General features: G+C 73.3%; 17 protein-coding genes. 7 read left to right on the top strand and 10 right to left on the bottom strand.

Annotated features, from left to right (window positions below):
* Positions 1–3 precede the first annotated feature (3 nt).
* Together OHT61_RS25825 and OHT61_RS25820 are read right to left on the bottom strand one after the other, a co-directional pair.
* Positions 4–735: a 3'-5' exonuclease gene (locus tag OHT61_RS25825; RefSeq protein WP_329041491.1), complete on the bottom strand. Its 732-nt coding sequence runs from the start codon at positions 733–735 to the stop codon at positions 4–6.
* An 80-nt stretch (positions 736–815) separates the two neighbouring features.
* Positions 816–2,048, bottom strand: coding sequence for an SAV2148 family HEPN domain-containing protein (locus tag OHT61_RS25820; RefSeq protein ID WP_329041490.1), 1,233 nt, complete (start codon positions 2,046–2,048; stop codon positions 816–818).
* A gap of 380 nt (positions 2,049–2,428) precedes the next feature.
* On the opposite strand from OHT61_RS25820, the gene glgX reads away from it, so the two are divergent.
* Positions 2,429–4,591, top strand: coding sequence for a glycogen debranching protein GlgX (glgX, locus tag OHT61_RS25815; protein WP_329041489.1), 2,163 nt, complete (start codon positions 2,429–2,431; stop codon positions 4,589–4,591).
* 97 nt (positions 4,592–4,688) lie between these two features.
* Complete coding sequence (treY, locus tag OHT61_RS25810) at positions 4,689–7,094, top strand: malto-oligosyltrehalose synthase (RefSeq protein ID WP_329041488.1); 2,406 nt, start codon at positions 4,689–4,691, stop codon at positions 7,092–7,094.
* A 108-nt stretch (positions 7,095–7,202) separates the two neighbouring features.
* Here treY and OHT61_RS25805 read toward each other — a convergent pair whose 3' ends face one another.
* Positions 7,203–7,769, bottom strand: coding sequence for a DUF1707 and FHA domain-containing protein (locus tag OHT61_RS25805; RefSeq protein WP_329041486.1), 567 nt, complete (start codon positions 7,767–7,769; stop codon positions 7,203–7,205).
* Between the two features lie 345 nt (positions 7,770–8,114).
* Here OHT61_RS25805 and OHT61_RS25800 point away from each other — a divergent pair, with 345 nt between their 5' ends.
* The gene (locus OHT61_RS25800) at positions 8,115–9,026 is read left to right on the top strand and encodes a GNAT family N-acetyltransferase (RefSeq protein WP_329041485.1); all 912 of its coding nucleotides are present in this window, start codon (positions 8,115–8,117) and stop codon (positions 9,024–9,026) included.
* On the opposite strand, the gene OHT61_RS25795 is transcribed toward OHT61_RS25800, so the two are convergent.
* Positions 8,998–10,392, bottom strand: coding sequence for a GH1 family beta-glucosidase (locus OHT61_RS25795; RefSeq protein ID WP_329041483.1), 1,395 nt, complete (start codon positions 10,390–10,392; stop codon positions 8,998–9,000). The two genes, OHT61_RS25800 and OHT61_RS25795, sit on opposite strands and share 29 nt — an antisense overlap.
* Positions 10,393–10,596: 204 nt before the next feature.
* Here OHT61_RS25795 and treZ point away from each other — a divergent pair, with 204 nt between their 5' ends.
* The gene (gene treZ / locus OHT61_RS25790) at positions 10,597–12,354 is read left to right on the top strand and encodes a malto-oligosyltrehalose trehalohydrolase (RefSeq protein ID WP_329041481.1); all 1,758 of its coding nucleotides are present in this window, start codon (positions 10,597–10,599) and stop codon (positions 12,352–12,354) included.
* A gap of 72 nt (positions 12,355–12,426) precedes the next feature.
* Positions 12,427–13,443, top strand: coding sequence for an aldo/keto reductase (locus tag OHT61_RS25785; protein ID WP_329041479.1), 1,017 nt, complete (start codon positions 12,427–12,429; stop codon positions 13,441–13,443).
* Positions 13,444–13,461: 18 nt separating this feature from the next.
* Here OHT61_RS25785 and OHT61_RS25780 read toward each other — a convergent pair whose 3' ends face one another.
* Complete coding sequence (locus OHT61_RS25780) at positions 13,462–14,592, bottom strand: aminopeptidase P family protein (RefSeq protein ID WP_329041478.1); 1,131 nt, start codon at positions 14,590–14,592, stop codon at positions 13,462–13,464.
* A 92-nt stretch (positions 14,593–14,684) separates the two neighbouring features.
* Entirely contained in the window at positions 14,685–15,311 is a 627-nt protein-coding gene (locus OHT61_RS25775; RefSeq protein ID WP_329041477.1) for a nucleoside/nucleotide kinase family protein, read from the bottom strand.
* An 86-nt stretch (positions 15,312–15,397) separates the two neighbouring features.
* On the opposite strand from OHT61_RS25775, the gene OHT61_RS25770 reads away from it, so the two are divergent.
* Positions 15,398–15,784, top strand: coding sequence for a VOC family protein (locus tag OHT61_RS25770; RefSeq protein ID WP_329041476.1), 387 nt, complete (start codon positions 15,398–15,400; stop codon positions 15,782–15,784).
* 46 nt (positions 15,785–15,830) lie between these two features.
* Here OHT61_RS25770 and OHT61_RS25765 read toward each other — a convergent pair whose 3' ends face one another.
* From OHT61_RS25765 to OHT61_RS25750, 4 genes are all read right to left on the bottom strand, one after another.
* On the bottom strand, positions 15,831–16,760 hold the full coding sequence (locus OHT61_RS25765; protein WP_329041475.1) for a LysR family transcriptional regulator: 930 nt from the start codon (positions 16,758–16,760) through the stop codon (positions 15,831–15,833).
* A 29-nt stretch (positions 16,761–16,789) separates the two neighbouring features.
* Positions 16,790–17,983 carry a glycine C-acetyltransferase gene (locus tag OHT61_RS25760; protein WP_329041473.1) on the bottom strand — a complete coding sequence of 398 codons (1,194 nt, stop codon included), beginning with the start codon at positions 17,981–17,983 and terminating at the stop codon, positions 16,790–16,792.
* Between the two features lie 44 nt (positions 17,984–18,027).
* Positions 18,028–19,056: an L-threonine 3-dehydrogenase gene (tdh, locus tag OHT61_RS25755; protein ID WP_329041472.1), complete on the bottom strand. Its 1,029-nt coding sequence runs from the start codon at positions 19,054–19,056 to the stop codon at positions 18,028–18,030.
* A 299-nt stretch (positions 19,057–19,355) separates the two neighbouring features.
* Positions 19,356–19,811, bottom strand: a complete 456-nt coding sequence (locus OHT61_RS25750; RefSeq protein WP_329041471.1) for a MarR family winged helix-turn-helix transcriptional regulator — start codon at positions 19,809–19,811, stop codon at positions 19,356–19,358.
* Between the two features lie 576 nt (positions 19,812–20,387).
* Between OHT61_RS25750 and OHT61_RS25745 the strand changes: the two genes are divergently transcribed.
* Positions 20,388–22,799 (top strand): GTPase-associated protein 1-related protein, encoded by a 2,412-nt coding sequence (locus OHT61_RS25745; RefSeq protein WP_329041469.1) that lies wholly within the window; start codon positions 20,388–20,390, stop codon positions 22,797–22,799.
* Positions 22,800–23,016: the final 217 nt, after the last annotated feature.

Below are 23,016 nucleotides of genomic sequence, written 5' to 3'. Positions count from 1 at the left end.
GGCTCAGGAGGCCGTCACCGCGGCCGGCTCCCGCAGCGGCCAGCGGCCGTCGATCACCGCGTCGGCGGTGCCCTTGCGGCGCAGGAACCTCTGGAAGTCGGCGGCCCAGTCGGCATACCACTCGATCTGACGCTCGTGCAGCTCGGCGGTGGGCAGGGCGGCGACCGAGCCGTGCCGCTCCGCTATCGCGTAGGCGACCCGCACCGCCGCCAGCGCGTCGGCGGCCGCGTCGTGCGCCCCGCCGTGCACCACGCCGTACTCCACGCAGACCGCTTCCAGCGTGCGCTTGCCCTTGCGGTAGCGGTCGACGGCGCGGTCGATGGTGTACGGGTCGATGACGGGCCCGACCTCCCGGCCGCCCAGCCGGTCGCCCAGGGACGGCAGGCCGTGCCGCCGCAGCTCGGCGGAGAGCAGCGTCAGGTCGAACGCCGCGTTGTAGGCCACCACGGGCACGCCCTCGCGCCAGTACTCCACGAGCGTCCCGGCGATCTCGTCCGCCACCTCGCGGACCGGGCGGCCCTCCGCCGCCGCCCGCTCGCTGCTGATGCCGTGGATCGCGGAAGCCTGCTCGGGGATCCGTATGCCGGGGTCCGCCAGCCAGGTGCCACTGCGGACCGGCTCGGCGTGCCTGCCGTCCACCGCGACGACCGCGGCGGTGACGATCCGGGCCTCCGACGGGTCCGTGCCGGTCGTCTCCAGGTCGAAACCGACCAGGCGCTCCTGGTGCCAGCTCATCCCCTGCCTCCTCCTGTGGTGCGTTCCCCCGAGTGATGACCAACCCTCGCACGCCCCACTGACAACGGGAGGAGGGGGCGTCAGGAGACGGGCCTGGAGTCCGTCCAGACCGACTCGAACTCCTCGCGGTAGGTCTCGAAGAGGCCGTGCTCGCTGTCCTGTCCTGCCCGCACCACCGCGCGTCCGCCGCCGCGCAGCACCAGCACGGGCGCCTCCATCCCGCGTGCGCGCCGGAGATAGGGCTGGACGACCCCGACGGCGTCGGGCCCGTCGCCGTCCACCAGGTAGGCGGTGAAGCGGGGCGTCTCGTCGAAGACGTGGATCTGGAAGGCGTCGGGGTCGCGGAGCTTGGAGCGGACCCTGCGCATGTGCAGGATGTTCATCTCCACCGAGCGGCTCAGCTCGGCCTTCTTGAGGCCGAGTTCGCGCTCCCTGCGCTTGACCGCACTGCTCGCCGGGTTGATGAAGAGCAGCCTGACCCGGCAGCCGGACTCGGCGAGGCGGACCAGCCGGCGGCCGGAGAAGTTCTGTGTGAGGAGGTTGAGCCCGATGCCGATCGCGTCCAGCCTGCGGGCGCCGCCGAACAGGTCCTCGGCGGGCAGCTGGCGCTGCAGCCGCACCCGGTCGGGGTGGACGGACACGACGTCGGCGTAGCGGTCGCCGACCAGCTCCTCCACCGCGTCGACGGGCAGCCGGTCGGCGGACGGGACCGCGGCCCCGCTGCCGAGGATCTCCAGGAGCCGGGCGGAGGCGCGCTCGGCCTGCGCGAGGACCGCCTCGTTCAGCGCGCGGTTGCGGGAGACGACGTTGCGCGCCACCTCCAGCTCGTCCAGCGCGAGCTCCACCTCGCGGCGGTCGTCGAAGTACGGCTCGAAGCAGGGCCAGTGCTGGACCATCAGCTCCCGCAGCTGCGGGAGCGTGAGGAAGCTGAGGACGTTGTCGTCGGCCGGGTCGAGCAGATAGCCCTTGCGGCGGGAGACCTCGCGGACCGCCACGGCCCGCTGCACCCACTCCTGCCCCGCGGGCCCCGCGGCGGCGACGACCCATTCCTCGCCGTGCACCGGTTCGTAGATCGGCCGGATCACCGCGGAGACCACGGCGCGCAGCCGCTGTTCCACCAGATTCAGCCAGATGTACGCACGCCCCGCCCGCTGGGCGCGCGTGCGCACCTCGTTCCAGGCGTCCGCGCCCCAGTCCAGCTCGGCGCCGATCTCCATGGGCTGTGCGAGGGAGACCGCCCCCGGCTGGGCATCGGTCGATTCCCCCTCGTGACCTGCGTCACCTGGGGGCAGCTCGAATCCTCCCGAGCTCACCCGCGTACCGCCTTCCACTCCCCCACCAACGATCAAGGAAGGGTACTCCGCAAGCGGGAGCCGGTGCAGCAGGATGCACATGCTCCTCACTCAACTCCCCTATGGATCCGGCCTGTTCCTTGCGACGAGATCGGGTGGAGTGAGATGGTTCATAGTGATTGCGCACCCTCTCGCATGCCGCATACCGGACGGAGGAGCTGTCGGGCGGCCCGTGACCCCTGTCCGGGCGACACGGAGGTGTCCCAGGTTGACCGGCCCGGTGGGATCGCGTCGACGGGACCCGGCCGCACCGGCCGACGTACTAGGTACAGGACCGTCTTTCGGGGAGTATCGGGGCGAAAACCCCCAGCACCCGGATCAGAAGTGGAAGAGTCCTATCTATGCAGGTCTGGCCGGGACACGCCTATCCCCTCGGCGCCACCTACGACGGCGCCGGAACCAACTTCGCGGTCTTCTCGGAGGCCGCCGACCGGATCGAGTTGTGCCTGCTGCACGACGACGGTTCGGAAACGGCGGTGGAGCTCCGCGAGACCGACGCCTTCGTCCGCCACGCCTATCTGCCCGGGGTGATGCCGGGCCAGCGTTACGGCTTCCGGGTGCACGGCCCGTACGAGCCGCAGCACGGGCGGCGCTGCAACTCCGCGAAGCTGCTCCTCGACCCGTACGCGCGTGCGATCTCCGGGAAGATCGAGTGGGGCGAGGCGGTGTACGGCTATCCGTTCGGCAAGCCGGACGAGCGCAACGACCTCGACTCGGCGCCGCACACGATGAGCTCGGTCGTGGTCAACCCCTACTTCGACTGGGGCGATGACCGCCGCCCCCGTACGGACTACCACCGCACGGTGATCTACGAGGCCCATGTGAAGGGCCTGACCATGCTCCACCCGGGCCTCCCCGAGGAACTGCGCGGCACGTACGCGGGGCTCGCGCACCCGGAGATCATCGCCCACCTGACCGAGCTGGGCGTGACGGCGATCGAACTGATGCCGGTCCACCAGTTCGTCCAGGACCACCGGCTGGCCGACGCGGGCCTCGCGAACTACTGGGGCTACAACACCATCGGCTTCTTCGCTCCGCACAACGCCTACGCCTCGTGGGGCGACCGGGGCGAGCAGGTGCTGGAGTTCAAGCAGGCGGTCAAGGCCCTGCACCAGGCGGGCATCGAGGTGATCCTCGACGTGGTCTACAACCACACGGCGGAGGGCAACCACCTCGGCCCGACGCTCTCCTTCCGGGGGCTCGACAACGCCTCGTACTACCGCCTGGCCGACGACCAGAAGTACTACATGGACACCACGGGCACCGGGAACTCCCTGCTCATGCGGTCCCCGCACGTGCTCCAGCTGATCATGGACTCGCTGCGGTACTGGGTGACCGAGATGCACGTCGACGGTTTCCGCTTCGACCTGGCGGCCACGCTCGCGCGCCAGTTCCACGAGGTGGACCGGCTGTCGTCGTTCTTCGACCTGGTGCAGCAGGACCCGGTCGTCAGCCAGGTGAAGCTGATCGCCGAGCCGTGGGACGTGGGCGAGGGCGGTTACCAGGTCGGCAACTTCCCGCCGCTGTGGACCGAGTGGAACGGCAAGTACCGGGACACCGTCCGCGACCTGTGGCGGGGCGAGCCCCGCACGCTCGCCGAGTTCGCGGGCCGCCTCACGGGCTCGTCCGACCTCTACCAGGACGACGGCCGGCGCCCGCTCGCCTCGATCAACTTCGCGACCTGCCACGACGGCTTCACGCTGCACGACCTGGTCTCGTACAACGACAAGCGCAACGAGGCCAACGGCGAGGGCAACCGGGACGGCGAGAGCCACAACCGCTCCTGGAACTGCGGGGCGGAGGGCGAGACCGAGGACAAGGAGGTGCTGGAGCTGCGCAGCCGTCAGATGCGCAACTTCATCGCCACCCTGATGCTGTCCCAGGGCGTGCCGATGCTGAGCCACGGCGACGAGTTCGCGCGGACCCAGCGGGGCAACAACAACGGCTACTGCCAGGACAACGAGCTCTCCTGGGTCCACTGGCCCGACCCGGCCGCAGCGGCCCGCGCCGAGGACGCGGAGGACGACGGCGCCGCCGCCGGCACGGACACCAGCCTGCTGGAGTTCACCCGGGCGATGGTCTGGCTGCGGCGCGACCACCCGGTCTTCCGGCGCAGGCGCTTCTTCCACGGCCGTCCCGTGGAGGGCACGCACGACGAGCTGTCCGACATCGCGTGGTTCACCCCCCGGGGTGAGGAGATGACCCAGCGCGACTGGCAGGCCGCCCACGCCAAGGCGATGACGGTCTTCCTGAACGGTCACGCGATCTCCGAGCCCGGGCCCCGGGGCGAGCGGATCTCCGACGACTCGTTCCTGCTGATGTTCAACGCGGGCGCCGAGACCCTGGAGTTCGCCGTGCCGATGAACCACGGCAAGCAGTGGCAGGTCGTCGTGGACACGGCCGTGCCGGACGGGGTGCCGCCGGGCGCGGGGCCCAAGGTGTCCGCGGGCGAGCGGGTCACTCTCGTCGGCCGGAGTCTGAGCGTGCTCAAACGTCCGGCGTAGGCCGATGGGGTGCCGGGGGCGCGATGGCGGCCCCCGGTCGGTGGCGGGTGGCCGGGAAGGTGGGGAGAGTGCCGCCCGGCTGGGTACGTACGAGTCCATGACGCCCACCGCCACGTACCGGCTGCAGCTCCAACCGGACTTCCCGTTCGCCGCCGCCGCGGACGCCGTGCCGTATCTCGCCGAGCTCGGCGTCTCCCATCTGCACCTGTCGCCCGTCCTGGAGGCCGTGCCCGGCTCCGGGCACGGTTACGACGTCGTGGACCACGGCAGGGTGCGTGCCGAGTTCGGCGGTGAGGAGGGGCTGCGCGCGCTGGCCGCCACGGCGCGGGCCCACGGTCTCGGGCTGGTCGTGGACATCGTGCCGAACCACATGGCCGCAGCCCCCCGCCACAACCTCCCTCTGTGGGAGGTGCTGCGCGAGGGTCCGGACTCGCCGTACGCCCGCTGGTTCGACATCGACTGGGAGGCAGGCGGCGGGAAGGTCCTGCTGCCGGTGCTCGCGGGGCGCGTCGGCGAGGAGAGCGCCGGATTCGAGCGGGCCGCCCGGGACGACGGGACGCCCGTCCTCCGTCACGCCGGTCTGGAGTTCCCGCTGCGCGACGGCACGGCGGACCTCCCGCTGCCCGAGCTGCTGGCCGCCCAGCACTACCGCCTCGCCTGGTGGCGGCTGGCCAGGACCGAGCTGAACTACCGGCGCTTCTTCACCATCTCCGACCTGATCGGGGTGCGGGTGGAGCATCCCGAGGTGTTCGCGGCCACCCACGGCAAGATCCTCGAACTGGTCCGCGACGGGGTGATCGACGGCCTGCGCATCGACCATCCGGACGGACTGGCGGACCCGGGGGCGTATCTCGGGGAGCTGGGCGAGGCCACCGGCGGACGCTGGACGGTGGTCGAGAAGATCCTGACCGGTGCCGAGGCCCTGCCCCCGGCCTGGGCGGTCGCGGGGACCACCGGGTACGACGCCCTGCACCGGATCGACGGCCTGTTCACCGACCCGATGGGCGCGGCGGATCTGCTCGGCCGCTACCGGGACTTCGCGGGTCCCCAGGGAGATCGCGGCGGCTACTGGACCGCCACCGTCCGCAGGGCCGCGTACCGCGTGGTCACCCACGAGCTGGCCGCCGAGACGGAGTGGCTGACGCGTCTCGCCGTCCAGGTCTGCGCCGGGGATCCCGCCACGCGCGACCACGCCCCGTGGGCGCTGCACACGGCGGTCCGCGAACTGCTGGTGCGGGTGCCCGTCTACCGGCCGTACGTCACGGCCGGCGGGCCGCTCACGGAGATCGCGGAGTCGACGCTGCCGGCCGAGGCGGTGCGGGACGCCAGGGCCGCGTTCTCCGTGGCGCAGGAGGCGGACGCGGTCGACGTGGTGCGGGACCTGGCGCTGGGGAGGCTGGGCGACGGGCCGGAGCACGCGTCGTTCTGCGCGCGGTTCGCCCAGACGGCCTCCGCCCTGCACGCCAAGTCCGTGGAGGACACGGCCTTCTACCGGTACGTCCCGCTGATCTCGGCGACCGAGGTGGGCGGCGACCCGGGGCAGCCGGCGGTGAGCCCGGAGGAGTTCCACGCCTTCGGCACCCGTCTCAGCCGTGACTGGCCCGGCACCGGCACGGTGCTGACCACGCACGACACCAAGCGCAGCGGGGACGTACGGGCCCGGATCGCGGTCCTTTCGGAGTGCCCGGAGAGGTGGTCCGCCCTGGTGGAGCAGCTGGCCAGGGCGACACCCGTACCGGCACCCGACCCGCAGCTGGCCTGGCAGGCGTGGCAGTCGGCGTACGGCTGCGCGGGACTGCCTGCGGACGAGATGGCGGGGAGGCTGGAGCCGGCGCTCCTGAAGGCGGTGCGCGAGGCCGGACTGTTCACGAGCTGGACCGAACCGGATCCGGCGTACGAGAGGGCGGTGACCGACTTCGTGGCGGCGGGTCCGGGCGCCGACGCCGGCGAGGCCCGGGTGCTGATGGCCCGGTTCGCACGGGAACTCGCGCCCTTCGTGCGGGCCAACGTCCTGGGCGCGGCCCTGGTGCACCTGACGATGCCGGGCGTCCCCGATCTGTACCAGGGCACGGAGCGGGAGTACATCGCGCTGGTCGACCCCGACAACCGGCGGCCGTTCAGCAGGCCCGCGGAGGGCGGCGACGAGAAGACGGCGCTCACCGCGGCCGCGCTGGGCCTGCGGCGGGAGCGCCCGGGCCTGTTCGGCGAGTCGGGCACCTACGCCCCGGTGGCCGCGCGGGGTCCTGCGGCGTCGCACTGCCTGGCGTTCTGCCGGTCGGGCGAGGTGGTCACCGCGGTGACGCGGCTGTCCCTGCGGCTCGACGAGGAGGGCGGCTGGCGGGACACGGTGCTGACGCTGCCCGGCGAGGGTCCGTGGACCGACCTCCTCGCGCCGGGCGGGGAGTTCACCGGCCCCGAGGTGCCGGTGGCGGAACTCTTCGCGCAGCGCCCGGTGGCGCTTCTCGTCCGGACGGGCGGTGGCGGCGCGGCCGGACGCGGCTGAGCCGGCCGGGGGCACCGGGGACCGCGCGACCGGCGCCCCCGGGCTCGTACGGGTACGGCCGCGGGCCTCGTACGGCGCCGGGAGCTGCCTGCGGGGGCCCGCGCGCCGTCAGGCCGGGGGGACCGGGAGCGAGGCGGTGAGCCGGAAGGTCATCCGGCCGAAGCTCACCTGGTCCCCGTCGCGCACCGCGACCGATCCGACGACCCGCTGCCCGTTGACGCAGGTGCCGTTCGTCGAGCCCAGGTCGCGCAGGATCCACCGGCTGCCGTGCACGGTCAGTTCGGCGTGCAGCCGTGACACGGTCTCGTGGCTGAGCCGGAGCCCGTTGCCCGGGTCCCGGCCGATGAGCAGGGGGTGCGGGCCGGGCACCGGCAGCATCAGTCTGGGCAGCCGCTCCGACTGCCAGGCCCTGCGCACCCGGGCGGGGAAGGCGGAGAGGCCCCCCACCGCGCGGAAGATCCCGCGGGTCCAGCGCCCGCCGGACTCCAGGTCGGAGGTGAGCGCCGCGAGGTCCTCGGGGCGCCGGGCGACGAGGGCGAGTTCCATGCGCCGCAGGAAGGTGTCGTGGGAGAGCTTGCCCTGGGCCGCGCCGTCCCTGAGCACACCGAGGACACGGTCGCGCTGGGCGTCGGACAACCGCGCGGGGTACGTGTGGGACTCGAAGGAGGACGTCACACTGCCGATTGTCGGGCCGACAGGCCGGAGGTGTCCAGAAGAACCCCGGGATCGATGCTCCTGACCTGCGTCGGAGTCGTCACATCCCGCCGTGCGCAACCGGGTTGGAGCGCGCGGGCACGCCCGGGCCGCGCGGGGAAACCGGTGGACGCGGGCGCCCGGCCGCCGTAACGTCGGCCGCCGCGACGTCCAGGCGAACACGGGAGGAGGCGGTCCACGATGCGCAGCGGGTCCACCGCACGTGCCACGTCGTCCACTCGCTCCCGTCCCGCCCGCCGGGCGGTGTCGGACTCGGTCTGACCGGGAGCGCCACGCTTCACGTCACCTCGTCCCGGAGGACATCCCATGACAGGTCCGGTCATCCGTGCGCTCACCCGGAGCGACGCCCATCTCTTCGATTCGTTCCACGACCCCGCCCTCGTCGGCCGGTCCGCGTTCGGTCACCGCTACGCGACCGTGGCCGACGGCGGGGAGTACCGCCCCGAGTGGATCCGGGTGGCCCTGCGCGACGGCGTCGTCGTCGCCAGGGCGGCCTGGTGGGGCGGGCCGCAGGACACCGAGCCCGTCCTGCTCAACTGCTTCGACTTCGCCGAGGGCGAGGAGGCCGCGGCCACCGAACTGCTGCGCCGTGCCCCGTGGTCCGTCGAGTACGAGCTGATCGTGCCGCCGGGCTGGCGTGACCTGCCCCGGGTGCGGGCCGCGGCCTCGGCGCGCATCGCGGCGGCGGAGGCGGCCGGCATGAAGCCGCTGGTCGAGCGCTACCGCTACGAGTGGACGCCCGCCGACGGGCTGCCCGAGCGGCCCGGCAGGCTGGTGTTCCGCGAGGAGCCCGACGACGCGGTGATCCTCGACGTCCTGCGCCGCGTGCACTCGGTCACGCTGGACGCCCACGCGCTGCGGACCATCGCGGGGCCGGGCGGTCTGGAACAGGCCGCCCGGGAGGAGCTCGACTTCTTCAACTGGTGCCCCTCCCCCCGGTCCTGGTGGCAGCTCGCGTACACACCGGACGGCGAGCTCGCCGGTATCCACGTGCCCGCCCGCAACCCGGGCGGACCGTGCATCGGCTTCATCGGAGTCGTGCCCGAGGCGCGCGGTCACGGCTACGGCTACGACCTGCTCGTCGAGAGCACGCACCTCCTCGCCGGTGAGGGTGCGACGGTCGTCGCCGGGGCGACCGACCGGGGCAACGTCCCGATGGCCGCCGCGTTCGCCCGGGCCGGTCACCGCATCACGCAGGAGCGGGTCCACCTGGTGTGAGGGTCGCCTCCCGCGCGCTCCCGGTGCGCTGCGCGCTGATCACGTCGCGGTACCAGGCGTACGACTCCTTGGGGGTGCGCCGCAGCGTCTCGTAGTCGATGTGGACGAGGCCGAACCGCTTGCTCGCCCCCTCGGTCCATTCGACGTTGTCGGTCAGGGACCAGGTGAAGTAGCCGCGTACGTCGACACCCGCGTCGATGGCCGTGCGCAGGGCCTCCAGGTGTCCCTCCAGGAAGGCGATGCGGCGGCCGTCGGCGACGGGCTCGTCGACGGCGCAGCCGTTCTCCGTGATGTAGACGGGCGGCAGCCTGTCGCCGAAGCGGTCGCGCAGCTGGCCGAGCGTCTCGGAGAGCCCTTCGGGGACGACGGGCCAGCCGAAGTCGGTGGTGTCGTACCCCTCGATCTCCCGGATGCCGAACGGCAGCCCCTCGGGCATGGAGTACCCCGAGAAGGAGTCGAGCGCCTCGGGCCGCGGGGCGCCCACGAGGGTCGGGTTGTAGTAGTTGACGCCGTACCAGTCGAGGGGGGCGGAGATGACCTTGAGGTCGTCCTCGACCGGGCCGGGCATCAGGGCGGCGAAGCCCTCGTCGGGGTAGCGGCCGGTGAGGACCGGGTCGGCGAACAGCCAGTTGGTGAGGGTGTCGTAGAGCTCCGCGCCCATGCGGTCCTCGTCCGAGTCGCCCGCCGTCCAGACGGGCGAGTGGGAGAGCGCGATGCCGATGTTGTCCGCGCCGGCGGCGCGCAGCGCCCGCACGGCGAGGCCGTGGGCGAGGAGCTGGTGGTGGGCGGCCGGCAGGGCGTCGAAGAGGAGGGTGCGGCCGGGGGCGTGCTCGCCGAGCGCGTAGCCGAGCATGGTGACCTCGGCCGGTTCGTTGATGGTGATCCACATGGGGACGCGGTCGGCGAGGCGCTCGGCGACGATGCCCGCGTACTCGGCGAAGCGGTAGGCGGTGTCCCGGTTGAGCCAGCCGCCCGCCTCGTCGAGCGGGAGCGGGGTGTCCCAGTGGTAGAGCGTGGGGGCGGGGGTGATGCCGTGCGCGCAGAGTTCGTCGACGAGCCGGTCGTAGAAGTCCAGTCCGGCGGGGTTGAGCGAGCCGCTGCCGCCGGGAACGACCCGGGGCCAGCTGATGGAGAAGCGGAAGGCGTCCGCGCCCAGTCCCGCGAGCAGGGCGACGTCCTCGCGGTAGTGCTCGTGGAAGCCGGTGCCCCGGGTGGTGTCGGTGCCGTCCTTGATGCGGCCGGGCTGAGCGGCGAAGGCGTCCCAGCCGGACAGTCCCTTGCCGTCGGCGTCGAAGGCCCCCTCCGTCTGGAAAGCGGAGGCGGAGGCGCCCCACAGGAATCCGGGCGGGAACGTCGGCACGGTCATCTCGGCCTCCAGCAGCCGTAAGGGGGACCTTGTAGTACTGCCCGGGCTCGCCGCGAATGAGCGGAACCCGGCAGGGCAATGATCAGGACCAGACCCTAATCGTCAGGTGCGGCCCCGCTCCAGTGTCCCGGGGGCCGTGCGCGCGAATTCCGCCGATCATGGGGCCTCCGGTGAGGCATCCGGTTCATGGACGAGGAGTGGTGAATGCAGTTCGAGGTGTGGGCTCCCGAGGCCGGGTCCGTGGCGCTCTGCACGGCGGACGGGCGCGTCCCGATGGCGCGCGACCCCCTGCGGGCGGGCTGGTGGACCGCCGGGGCGGAGGCCGGGGACGGCGACCGGTACGGCTTCTCGCTGGACGACGGCCCCGTGCTGCCCGATCCGCGTTCGCGGAGGCAGCCGGACGGGCCGGACGGCGAGAGCGCGGTCGTCGACCAGGACGCCCACGTCTGGCGGACCACGTGGGCGGGGCGGGGCCTGCCCGGCGCCGTCCTGTACGAGCTGCATGTCGGCACCTTCACGGACGCGGGCACCTTCGACGCCGCCGCCGCGCGGCTCGGCCGTCTCGTGGACCTCGGCATCACCCATGTGTCCGTCATGCCCGTCTGCCCCTTCCCGGGAACCCACGGGTGGGGGTACGAGGGGGTGTCGCTGTGGGCGGTGCACGAGCCGTACGGAGGCCCGGACGCCCTGAAGCGCTTTGTCGACACGGCGCACGGTCTCGGCCTCGCCGTCGTGCTGGACGTCGTCCACAACCATCTGGGCCCCTCGGGCAACCACCTCCCGGCCTTCGGCCCGTACTTCACGGACACACACCACACGCCCTGGGGCTCGGCCGTCAACCTGGACGCACCGGGCTCGGACGAGGTCAGGGCGTACCTGCTGGGCAGCGCGCTCGCCTGGCTGCGCGACTACCGGCTGGACGGACTGCGCCTGGACGCCGTGCACGCCCTGGCGGACGGCCGTGCGCTGACCTTCCTGGAGGAGCTGTCCACCGCCGTCGACGCGCTCGCTTCGGAGCTGGGGCGGCCGCTCGCGCTGATCGCGGAGTCCGACCTCTGCGACCCGCGGACGACGACACCCCGCGGCGAGGGCGGCATCGGCCTGCACGCCCAGTGGAACGACGACTTCCACCACGCGCTGCACACGGCCCTCACCGGCGAGTCCCAGGGCTACTACGCCGACTTCGCGACCGCTCCGCTCGCGGCCCTGGCCAAGACGCTGACCAGCGCGTTCTTCCACAACGGCACGTACTCCAGCTTCCGGGGGCGCACGCACGGCCGCCGCGTCGACGTCACCCGGGCACCCGCCCACCGGTTCGTGGGCTACGCCCAGACGCACGACCAGATCGGCAACCGCGCCCTCGGCGACCGGCTCGCCGCCACGCTCCCGGCCGGGCTCCAGGCGTGTGCGGCGGCGCTGGTGCTCACGGGGCCGTTCGTCCCGATGCTGTTCATGGGCGAGGAGTGGGGCGCCCGGACCCCGTGGCAGTTCTTCACGGACCACACCGATCCGGAACTGGCCCGCGCCGTGCGGGACGGCAGGCGGCGGGAGTTCGCGCAGCACGGCTGGGCCGAGGAGGAGATCCCGGACCCGCAGGACCCGGACACCCGGGACCGGTCCTGCCTCGACTGGAGCGAAGCGGAGCGCGAGCCGCACGCCAGGCTCCTGGCCTGGTATCGCGAGCTGATCGCCCTCCGCCACTCCCTGCCCGACCTCTCCGACCCCGATCTCGCGTCGGTGCGGGTGGCGTTCGACGAGGAGGCGCGCTGGCTCGTCTGCCGCCGGGGGGACCTGCGGATCGCGGTGAACCTGTCGGGCAGGCCCGCCACGATCCCGCTCGGCGCCGGCCGGCGCCGGGGCGGTGGCCGGGTGCTGGCCGCGTGGGAGCCGGCCGGGGCTCCGGGCGCGGACGGACTGCTGCACCTGGCGCCGGAGTCCTGCGTGGTGCTGTCCGACGACTGAGACAACTCCCTTGCCTTGAAGGGCACTTCAACTCATATGGTCGGGACCTGCAGACTGCAGGAGGGGGAATTCATGGAGCAGCGTCTTCTGGGCCGTTCGGGGCTTCGCGTCAGCGAGCTCTGCCTCGGCACCATGACGTTCGGCCAGGACACCGACGAGACCGAGGCGCACCGCGTCCTCGACACCTTCACGGAGGCGGGCGGCACGTTCATCGACACGGCGGACGTGTACCAGCGGGGCGTGTCCGAGGAGATCGTCGGCCGGTGGCTGAAGAACCGCGACCGCGACGGGCTCGTCGTCGCGACGAAGGTGTTCGGCACGATGGGCGAGGCACCCAACGCGGGCGGCCTCAGCCGCAAGCACATCGTGCGGGCCGTGGAGGCGAGCCTGCGACGGCTGGGGACCGACTACATCGACCTCTACCAGACGCACGTCTGGGACGCGACGACACCGCTGGAGGAGACGCTCTCCACGCTGGACACCCTGGTGAAGGCCGGCAAGGTGCGCTATCTCGGCGCGAGCAACGTCTCCGCCTCCCAGCTCCAGCGGGCCCAGGACCTGGCGCACCGCAACGGCTGGGAGCCCTACGTCAGCCTCCAGCCGCTCTACAACCTGCTGGCGCGCGAGGTCGAGTGGGAACTCGTCCCCGTGAGCCTCGCGGAAGGCGTCGGCATCATCCCCTGGAGTCCGCTCCAGGGCGGCTGGCTGACCGGGAAGTACCGCCGCGGCATGACGGCCGTGGATCCCGGCACCCGCGAGGCCCGCTTCCAGCAGGAGCTCGGCCGTGAAGCCTGGCGGGAGCGGGACAACGACGAGACCTGGCGGGTCGTCGACGCCGTCGTCGCCGTCGCCGGGGAGGCCGGGCGGACGCCGGCGCAGGTGGCGCTGCGCTGGCTCCTCGGCCGCCCCGGTGTCACGGCACCGATCGTCGGGGCGCGCACGGCGGAGCAGCTGGCCGACAGCCTCGGCGCCGCCGGATGGGAGCTGACGGCGCAGCAGGCGGGGCGGCTGGACGCGGCGAGCGAACGCCCGCTGCCCTACCCGTACGACGTGCTGCGCCGCTTCCGTCACCGCGAGCCCCGGGACTGAGACCGGCGGGCCGGTCCGCTACTCCACGATCGCCATCTCGCGCGAGGTGGTGTTGAGCCGCCGGCCCCCGTCCTGCGTGACGGTGACGATGTCCTCGATGCGGACGCCGAACCGGCCCGGGAGGTAGATGCCGGGCTCGACGGAGAAGCACATGCCGGGCACGAGCGGCTGCTCCTCGCCCTCGATCATGTAGGGCGGTTCGTGGGTGGTGACGCCGATGCCGTGGCCCGTGCGGTGGATGAACCGCTCGCCGTAGCCGGACTCGTTGATGACAGCGCGGGCCGCCCGGTCGATCTCCTGGCAGGCCGCACCGGGCCTGACGGCGCGGCAGCCCGCCTCCTGCGCCTCCCGTACGACGTCGTGGACGCGTCGCTCCTCGGCGGTGGGTTCGCCGACGTGGACCGTACGGGAGGTGTCGGAGCCGTAGCCGTGCTTCAGCCCGCCGAAGTCCAGGACGACCATGTCGCCCGCTTCGATGGTCCGGTCGCCGGCTTCGTGGTGGGGGTTCGCGCCGTTCGGCCCGGAGCCGACCACGGTGAAGTCGACCTGCGTGTGGCCGTACCGCGTGAGCAGGGCCGCGAGGTCGGCGGCCACGTCGCTCTCCCGGCGCCCCGAGAACCGGACCCTCAGGATCTCCTCGTACGTGGCGTCGGCGGCCGCCCCGGCAGCGGCGAGGCGTTCCAGCTCCGCCGCGTCCTTGACGGCGCGGAGCATCGGCAGGGCGTCGGTGAGCGAGGTGTAGGAGGCGTCGGGGAGGTCCTTGCCCAGCGCCAGGAGGTGGAGCGCCCAGGCGTTGTCGCTGATCCCGAACCGGCCCTTGCGGTCCAGCAGCGCGGCCGTCAGGGCGTACGGGTCGGCGGCGTCGGTCCACTCGCGCACGGTGAGGGCGGGCGCACCCGGGGCGCGCTCCGCGTCAGCCGCCTCCAGTGCCGGGACGACGAGGACGGGGTCGTGGCCCGCGCGCAGTACGAGCAGGGTGAGGCGTTCGGTCTCGGCGGGCAGCCGGTAGCCGGTGAGGTGGACCATGTCGGGGCCGGGGGCCACCAGGACGCCCGCCAGGCCGGCGGCGTCGGCGGCGGATGCCGCACGGGCCATCCGGGCGCGGTAGTCCTCGGCGGTGAAGGGCGCGGGCTGGTCGGGGCTGGACATGGGACCTCCTGGCGGGGCGACGCGGCAGACAGCATCCTGCCCGTCCGGCCCGGCCGGCGCGAGCGTGGACGGGACCGGGCACGGCACGCGGTTCAGGGGCGTCGGACGACGAGATCGGCACGGTCGCGGTACCGCTCGACCAGCCGGGCGTTGCGCTCGTCGGATCCGGTGACCCACCGCTCGGCGTGCGCCCGGGACTTGCCGAACCGCACGTGCCGCTCGACCAGGCCGCTCACGCGCTCGCGCGGGTCGGCGTCGAGGAACCACACCTCGTCGAGCAGCCCGCGGACGGCGGCCCAGGGGCCCTCGTCCAGGAGCAGGTAGTTCCCCTCGGTCACGACGAGCGGAACGTCTGCGGAGACGCGCACGGAACCGGCGACCGGCTCCTCCAGCGCCCGGTCGAAGGCGGGCGCGTAGACCGGCCCGGGTTCGGCCGGATCCCTCAGGCGCGTGAGGAGGGCCGTGTAGCCGGCGGCGTCGAAGGTGTCGGGGGCGCCCTTGCGGCCGGCCAGTCCCAGACGGTCGAGTTCCGCCCCGGCCAGGTGGAATCCGTCCATCGGGACGAGCACGGCGCGGCCCGGCAGCGCGTCGACGATCCCGGCCGCCAGTGTGGACTTGCCCGCTCCGGGCGGGCCCGCGATGCCGAGGATGCGGCGCCCGCCCGGGGCGGCGAGCCCGCGGGCCCGGGCCACCAGGGCGGGGAGGTCGTTCGTGTCCATGGCGCGCATTGTCCACCGGCGGGCCGGAGGCGCGTTAGTGTTACGTATAACTACCTTCTTCCCCCATCCCGAGGACGAGGAATTCCATGTCCCACATCGCCCTGGTCACGCTGGTCGTCCGCGACTACGACGAAGCCCTGTCCTTCTACACCGGCGCCCTCGGTTTCGAGCTGGTCGAGGACACGGACCGGGGCGGCGGCACCCGCTGGGTGGTCGTACGGCCGCGTGGCACGACGGGCACGGGGCTGCTGCTGGCCAGGGCCAGGGACGACGCGCAGCTGGCGGCCGTCGGGGCGCAGACCGGCGGCCGGGTCGGCTTCTTCCTGCACACCGAGGACTTCGCCGGTGACCACAGCCGCATGGTGGCGGCCGGAGTCCGCTTCCTGGAGGAGCCCAGGCACGAGACGTACGGCTCCGTCGCGGTCTTCGAGGACCTCTACGGCAACCGCTGGGACCTGTTGCAGCCCGCGTGAACCGGGCTCGGCCCGGCGCCGGAGCGGACGAGGGGGCCGGCGGCCCTCACGCGGCCCGGACCCCGGAGGCGCCGCCCGGCCGGGCCGCCGCGATGAGTGCGTCGAGGACCGGCTTGATCAGCGGATGTCCTTCCGCCCCCTGGCGCACCGCCGCGAAGACCCTGCGGGTCGGGACGACACCCTCGACCGGCCGGACCACCGCTTCGGCCGGTTCGGTGCCGCGCAGCGCCGAACGGGGCACCAGCGCCACCCCGGCGCCCGCCCCGGCCAGCGCGACCACCGCGTGGAAGTCGTCCGAGGAGTGTTCGAGCCGGGGTGCGAATCCGGCGAGTTCGCAGGCCAGGACCACCACGTCGTGGCAGGGATTGCCGGGATAGGGGCCGATCCAGGCGTCCTCGGCGAGGTCCGCGACCGCCACGTGCTCCCGGCCCGCGAGAGGGTGGGCGGCCGGGAGCACCGCGTCGAAGGGCTCCGAGTACAGGGGCACCCGGGTGAGCCGCCGGTCGTCCTCGGCGGGGGCACCGCGGTATTCCACGGCGACCGCCACATCGACCTGCCGGTCCAGCACCATCGGCACGCTGGCGTCGCCCTCGGCGTCCTGCACCCGCACCCGGATGCCGGGTGCGGTGCGCGACAGCTCGGCGATCGCCGGGGCGAGGACGAGACCGATGCCGGTCGCGAACGCGGCGACGGTGACGGTGCCCGCCACCCCTGCGCCGTAGTCGGCGAGCTCCGCCTCGGCGCGCTCCAGCTGCGCGAGCACCGCGTTGGCGTGGGTCAGCAGGATGTCGCCCGCCGCCGTCAGCCGGGCGCCGCGCGCACCGCGCTCGACGAGCCGGTGGCCCGTCTCCTGCTCCAGGGCGGCGAGCTGCTGGGAGACCGCCGAGGGCGTGAGGTAGAGCGCGGCGGCTGCCGCGGTCACCGTACGGTGGTCGGCCACCGCACGGAGGATGCGCAGCCGCCGTGCATCGATCATGCGCCCATTGTCCCTGGTCGCGGGAGTTGTTACGCCTCCAGCGCCTTCCGCGCGTCGACGAACGCGTCGACGGCGCGGTTGACGTCGTCGGTGGAGTGGGCGGCGGAGAGCTGGACGCGGATGCGCGCCGCTCCCTGCGGGACGACGGGGTAGGAGAACCCGATCACGTAGACACCCCGCTCCAGGAGCAGCTCCGCCATCCGGCCCGCCTTCGCCGCGTCCCCGATCATCACGGGGGCGATGGCGTGGTCGCCGGGCAGGATGTCGAAGCCCTCCTCGGTCATCCGGGAGCGGAAGAGCGCGGTGTTGGCGTTGAGCCGCTCGCGCAGGTCGCCCGCGGACTCCAGCAGGTCGATGACCTTGAGGGAGGCGGCGGCGATGACCGGGGCGAGCGAGTTGGAGAAGAGGTACGGGCGCGAGCGCTGGCGCAGCAGGGCGACGATCTCGGCGCGTGCCGCGACGTAGCCGCCCGACGCGCCGCCCAGGGCCTTGCCGAGCGTGCCGGTGATGATGTCGACGCGGTCCATGACGCCGTGCAGCTCGGGGGTGCCCCGGCCGCCGGGTCCGACGAATCCGACGGCGTGCGAGTCGTCGACCATGACCATGGCGCCGTAGCGGTCGGCGAGGTCGCAGATCTCGGCGAGCGGGGCGACGTACCCGTCCATGGAGAAGACGCCGTCGGTGACGACGAGGCGGCGCCGCGCCCCGGACGCCTCCTTGAGCTGCTGCTCGAGGTCGGCCATGTCGCGGTTGGCGTAGCGATAGCGCTTGGCCTTGGAGAGGCGGATGCCGTCGATGATGGAGGCGTGGTTGAGGGCGTCGGAGATGACCGCGTCCTCGGGGCCGAGCAGCGTCTCGAAGACTCCGCCGTTGGCGTCGAAGCAGGAGGAGTAGAGGATCGTGTCCTCCTGGCCGAGGAAGGCCGAGAGCCGCTGCTCCAGCTCCTTGTGGACCTCCTGGGTGCCGCAGATGAAGCGCACGGACGCCAGGCCGTAGCCCCAGCGGTCCAGGGCCTCGTGGGCCGCGGCGACGACCTCGGGGTGGTCGGCGAGGCCCAGGTAGTTGTTGGCGCAGAAGTTGAGGACCTCACCGGCGAGGCCGCCGGAGGTGACGGCGACGGTGGCCGACTGCGGGGTGCCGATGACCCGCTCGGGCTTCTGGAGCCCCGCTTCGCGGATCTCGTCGAGGGTCGTGCGCAGGTCGTCGCGTACGGAATCGAACATTGAGGATGTCTCCCAGGTGATTACGGGGGTGCGTACGAGGAGCTTCAGGAGGCCCAGTCGAGCAGTACCTTGCCACCGAGACCGCTCGCGGCGTCGTCGAACGCCGCTTCGAAGTCGCGGTACCCGTAGCGTCCGGTGATCACCGGGGCGAGGTCGAGCCCGCCCTCCAGGAGCACGGACATGGCGTACCAGGTCTCGTACATCTCACGGCCGTAGATGCCCTTGATCGTGAGCATCGAGGTCACGACGCGGGACCAGTCGACGGGGAACTCGGCCGCGGGCAGGCCGAGCATCGCGATCCGGCCGCCGTGCGTCATGTTCGCGATCATGTCCCGCATGGCCTCGGGGCGCCCGGACATCTCCAGGCCGATGTCGAAGCCCTCGCGCAGGCTGAGGTGGCGCTGGCCGTCGGCGATGGTCTCGGTGCCGACGTTGAGGGCGAGGTCCACCCCGACCTTCCTGGCGAGCTCCAGCCGCGCCTCGCTGACGTCGGTGATGACGACGTTGCGGGCGCCGGCGTGGCGGGCGACGGCGGCGGCCATGATGCCGATCGGGCCGGCGCCGGTGATCAGCACGTCCTCCCCGACGAGGGGGAAGGACAGCGCCGTGTGCACGGCGTTGCCGAACGGGTCGAAGATCGCGGCGATGTCGAGGTCGACCTTGTCCCGGTGCACCCAGACGTTCGAGGCGGGCAGCGCGAGGTACTCGGCGAACGCTCCGTCCCGGCCGACGCCGAGCCCGAGGGTGGAGCGGCACAGGTGGCGGCGGCCGGCGAGGCAGTTGCGGCACTTCCCGCACACCAGGTGGCCCTCACCGCTGACCAGGTCGCCGACCTTGATGTCGACGACGTCCGCGCCGATCCCGGCGACCTCGCCGACGAACTCGTGCCCGAGGATCAGCGGGGTGCGCACGGCCTGCTGGGCCCAGCCGTCGTAGTCGCGGATGTGCAGGTCGGTGCCGCAGATCCCGGTGCGGAGGACCTTGATCAGCACGTCTCCGGGCCCGGTCTCGGGCTCCGGCACGTCCATCAGCCAGAGTCCGGGTTCGGCCTTGTGCTTCACGAGTGCCTTCACGGGTGCGGCTCCCTGTCCTGGTGCGTGGCGTTCCCGGGCGCGGACATGCCGGCTGCGGCCTTCGGGCCCGGGGTGGCGGGGGATACGGCGGACGGGACAGCACGGGGCACGCCTGTCACCGGTCTCTCCGCCGTCACCAAGAAATGTGCCGCAACCGGCGCCTCAGGTCCATCGAGGATTTCTTAAGCGCGGCCGTAGATCAGCTTCAGGCCCCGGCCGGGAGGGCGCCCACGGACCGCCCGGGCGAAGGGCGCCGTCGCAGCGGATCGCCCCAGGCCGGGCGCCGTAGGGCCCTCTTTTCACGGACGGGGCCAGGGCCGTCCGTCGAGGTTCTCGATGTCACTGTTGAGGCGCTTGAGGTAGGCGGCGAAGCCGGCGACCTCGTCCGGGGTCCACTCCGCCATCACCCGATCGAGACCGCGGATGTTCTCGGTCCGCTCGGCCTCCAGGTTCCGTTCACCCTCATCGGTGATGCGGAACTTGCGGGCGATGCCACCGTCGGGGTCCGGGATGCGCTCGACGAGGCCGCCCCGCAGCATCGCGGCGGTCTGCCGGTTCAGGGTGGACGCGTCGAGCCCGAAGGCCTCGCTGAGCTGCCCGATGGACATCGGGCCCTCCATGCGGATCCGGCTGAGCAGCGTGTACGCGCTGCGGTCGAGGTGTCCGCCGCCCCGCCGTGACCGGGGAGCGCTCGGCTGAAGGTGCCGCCCGAGCAGCATGGTCTCGAACTCGATCAGGTGCGTGGGCTTGTCCATGGTCCTTCTCTCGACCGCCTTCACGACGCTCCGGGGGCTCTCAACTGCAGATATACCACCCTGCCGGGGGCGCCCCGCACGCCCGCCGGAGCCCTCGTACCCGCCCGGAGACACACGCTCCGTCCCGGCGCGGCCCCGGTACGCCGGCGTCCGTCGACGGGAGGGCGTACTCCCTCGGCAGGGAGGCGCAGGCGGTGGAACGGCGGGCGGCATGCCCCGCCGCGGAGCAGCACGCGGCATGATCCGCCATGGAGCAGCGCGCGGCGTCGGACCTGGTGCGGCGCGAGGCGAGCGGGCGTCCGTATGCCGTCGGGCGCGCGGGCGTCCGGGCGACGCGGCGACGTGCCCCGGCTGTCGTCACGCGCCCGCCGGGGAACGCGGGACGGCCCTTCGGGCACCGTCCTGCCGCGCGCGGCCCAACGGGGCGTCAGGCCTTGATAGCGTCGCCCGCACGACTACGGAAGGCTCCCCGCCGGGGTCGTCGCTCCGCCGGGCCGGGCCGCCCCAACAGGGCGGCGAGCGGTGGCCGGTGCGTGGCACGGGGACGCACGTGGCAGGGACGATGAGGGCCTACGCATGAGCCTCCCGCAGTTGCACTACACCTCCGTCGCGCCGGGCGACGGGGAGACCGGTGGCCGGTTCACCGCCACCGACCCCGCGATACCGGGGCCGGTCCGCGCCGAAGCCGCTCCCCTTCTGTCCTACGAAGCTCCGGCAGGCACCCCCGACCGGCTCTCCGATGCCCAACTCCGTTCCCTTCCAGTGGCCTTCGGTTACGTCGCACTCTCCGACGGCAGCCATCTGATCAGCCGTGCGGTCGCCACGGGTCCGGCCGGCTTCCATGCCCACGCCGTGCACCTGACGCCCGGTACGCCGATACCGGGCCGGGCACTCCCCGTCGCCGCGTGGGGCGCGGCCGGCTGGCTCTCCGCGGCACCGGACCGCACCCCGCCCGACCCGCTGACCGCGCTGTCCACCGCGCACGGCCCCTCGCACGGGCTGTCCAGGGAGGGCCTCGGCGACTTCGCGGTGTCCCGCAGCCCGTGGCTCGCGGCCGTCCTCGCCGACCTGCGCCGCGCGAGCGAGGACCTGTCGGCGCCGCGGGTCGTCCTCGTGGAGCGGCAGAGCGCCGACGTGGCCCGATGGGTCGCGCTCGCCACCGCCGCACTCCCCCGGGAGCACGCCGAACGGCTGAGCTTCACCACGTACACCCGCCGTCCCGGGCGCACCGCCCACCACGTCGTCGGCGTCCTGCCGGAGGACGCGCCCGACGTCAGCGACCCCCGCTTCCGGGTGCACGCCGCTTCCGGACCGCGGCCGGCCGCGGTGGTGGACGACGCCTGGGCCGGGACCGCCGCCCGCATCTGGCGCAGCAGGGCCCCCGAGCTGTTCCGCGAGGCGGCGGAGCTGCCGGGCGAGCCGTTCGCCGCGGGTCCGCTCGCGGTGACGGCGCTCGGCGCGGGCATCGCACTGGGCTCCAACGAGCGTGCGGCGGCGGCCGACTGGGCCGCCGAGCGGCCGTACGCCCTCGACGAGAAGCGGACCCGGCAGCTGACCGACGCGCTCACCGCGCCCGCCGACGACCGGACGGCGGCGGAGTGCGCAGCGGCGCTCCGGCTGCTGACGGCGCTGGACGGCCGCTGCCCCGCCTCCGTGACCGCCCCGCTGGCCGCCCTCCTGGTGACCGAGGCGGTACGGGGCGACGACGTGGCCCTGGAGCCTCCCTCGCGTTCGGTGTTCGACGGCCCCGACGGGGAGCGCGCGCTCGGCGCTCTGGTCGACGAGCTGGGCGGCGAGCTCCTGGCCGAACTCTCCGCCCCGCCCCGCGGTGTCGCGCGGACCGTGCAGGTGCTGCGGCTGGTACGCCTGCTGGGCCTCGACTCCGCGGACCTGCTCCCCGGGGCCGTGCGCCGCATGGCCCGCGCCCTGCTGGACGACGGCGGGGCCGAGGCGTGTCCCGCGCTGCTGGAACTCCTGGACGAGCAGTTCGACGTGCGTACGGCGCTGCTGGGTGAGCTGGACCGGCTGGCCCCCGACCACCCCGCGGCCACGGAGGACCTGCTGTCCCGGGTGACGCTGCCGTTCACCGGGACGCAGGCGCTGCCCCATCTGCGCATGTGCGCCGAGGCACCCGCCGCCCGCACGAGGGGCGCCGGCCGGCCCGCCTTCCTGCACACGGTGCTGCGCGCCGCGGGCATGTCGCCCTTCGCCGAACCGCTGGTGCTGCGGACCGCGGTGGGCCTCGTCTGGGGCGAGGACACCCCGACGGCGGACGAGGCGAGGGCACTGCTCGACGGGACGACGTCGGACGCCCACCGGGCGGCCGGCACCTGGACCCGCATGGTCGACGCCGCCCTCGCGGCCCCGGCGGGCGACGTGGACGCCGCCGAACTGGCCCACGATCTGCTGCGGGGCTTCCCCCAGCAGCTCGACGCCCGGGTGCGCGCCTGCCTCATGCTCCTGGACTTCGCGCGCGACATGCGCTCAGGATCGGCAAAACCGGGCTGGGCCGACCACGCGAGGGCGCTGCGGAGCCGCGCCGAACCCGTGGAGCCCTCGGCCCTCGCGCACGCCTACGGAGCCCTGGCCGAACGACTGCTGGCCCCGGACCGGCCCGAGGCCGAGCTGTACGCCTTCGTGCACAGCGGGGACGAGGACCTGATCGCGGCCTACGGCACGGCAGCCCGCGGCGACGAGGTCCGGGCCCTGCTGGCGGCCGACCCCGCGTACGTCGCCGACTGCTTCACCGTGTGGAACGCGCATCCCCACGCGGGCACCACCTGGACCCGGACCCGTACCGGCCTGCTCGACGAGGTACTGCGCCCCGCGGTCCGCGCGCTGCCGGCGGAGGCACTGGCGGCGGCGGAGCAGGCGGTGGAGGCCGGGGGCAGCAGCCGCACGCTGGAAGCCTTCCGCACCTGGAACCGTCCGCCCCGCTCCCTGGGCCGCCTCGGCAAACGCATCGCGGGCCGGGTGCGCCGGGGCTGACCTCCGGGTGCCTGTTCGCAGGTGCGTATCTTCGCGAACGGCGCCGAGGCCAAGGGCTGTCCCGTCATCCCTGGTGGATCAGCGCGCGACGTCGGATGCCGTGCATCGCAAGGCGGAGGGACATCCGCATACTGGGCGTATTCGGGCGTTCCGACGACGCGGCGAGGCGCCGTGGCTGTCGTCGCGCGCCCGCCGGGGATCACGGGACAGCCCTTAG

Source organism: Streptomyces sp. NBC_00178, assembly GCF_036206005.1.
Taxonomy (GTDB): Bacteria; Actinomycetota; Actinomycetes; order Streptomycetales; family Streptomycetaceae; genus Streptomyces.
This window is presented reverse-complemented; position numbering and strand designations above follow the sequence as displayed.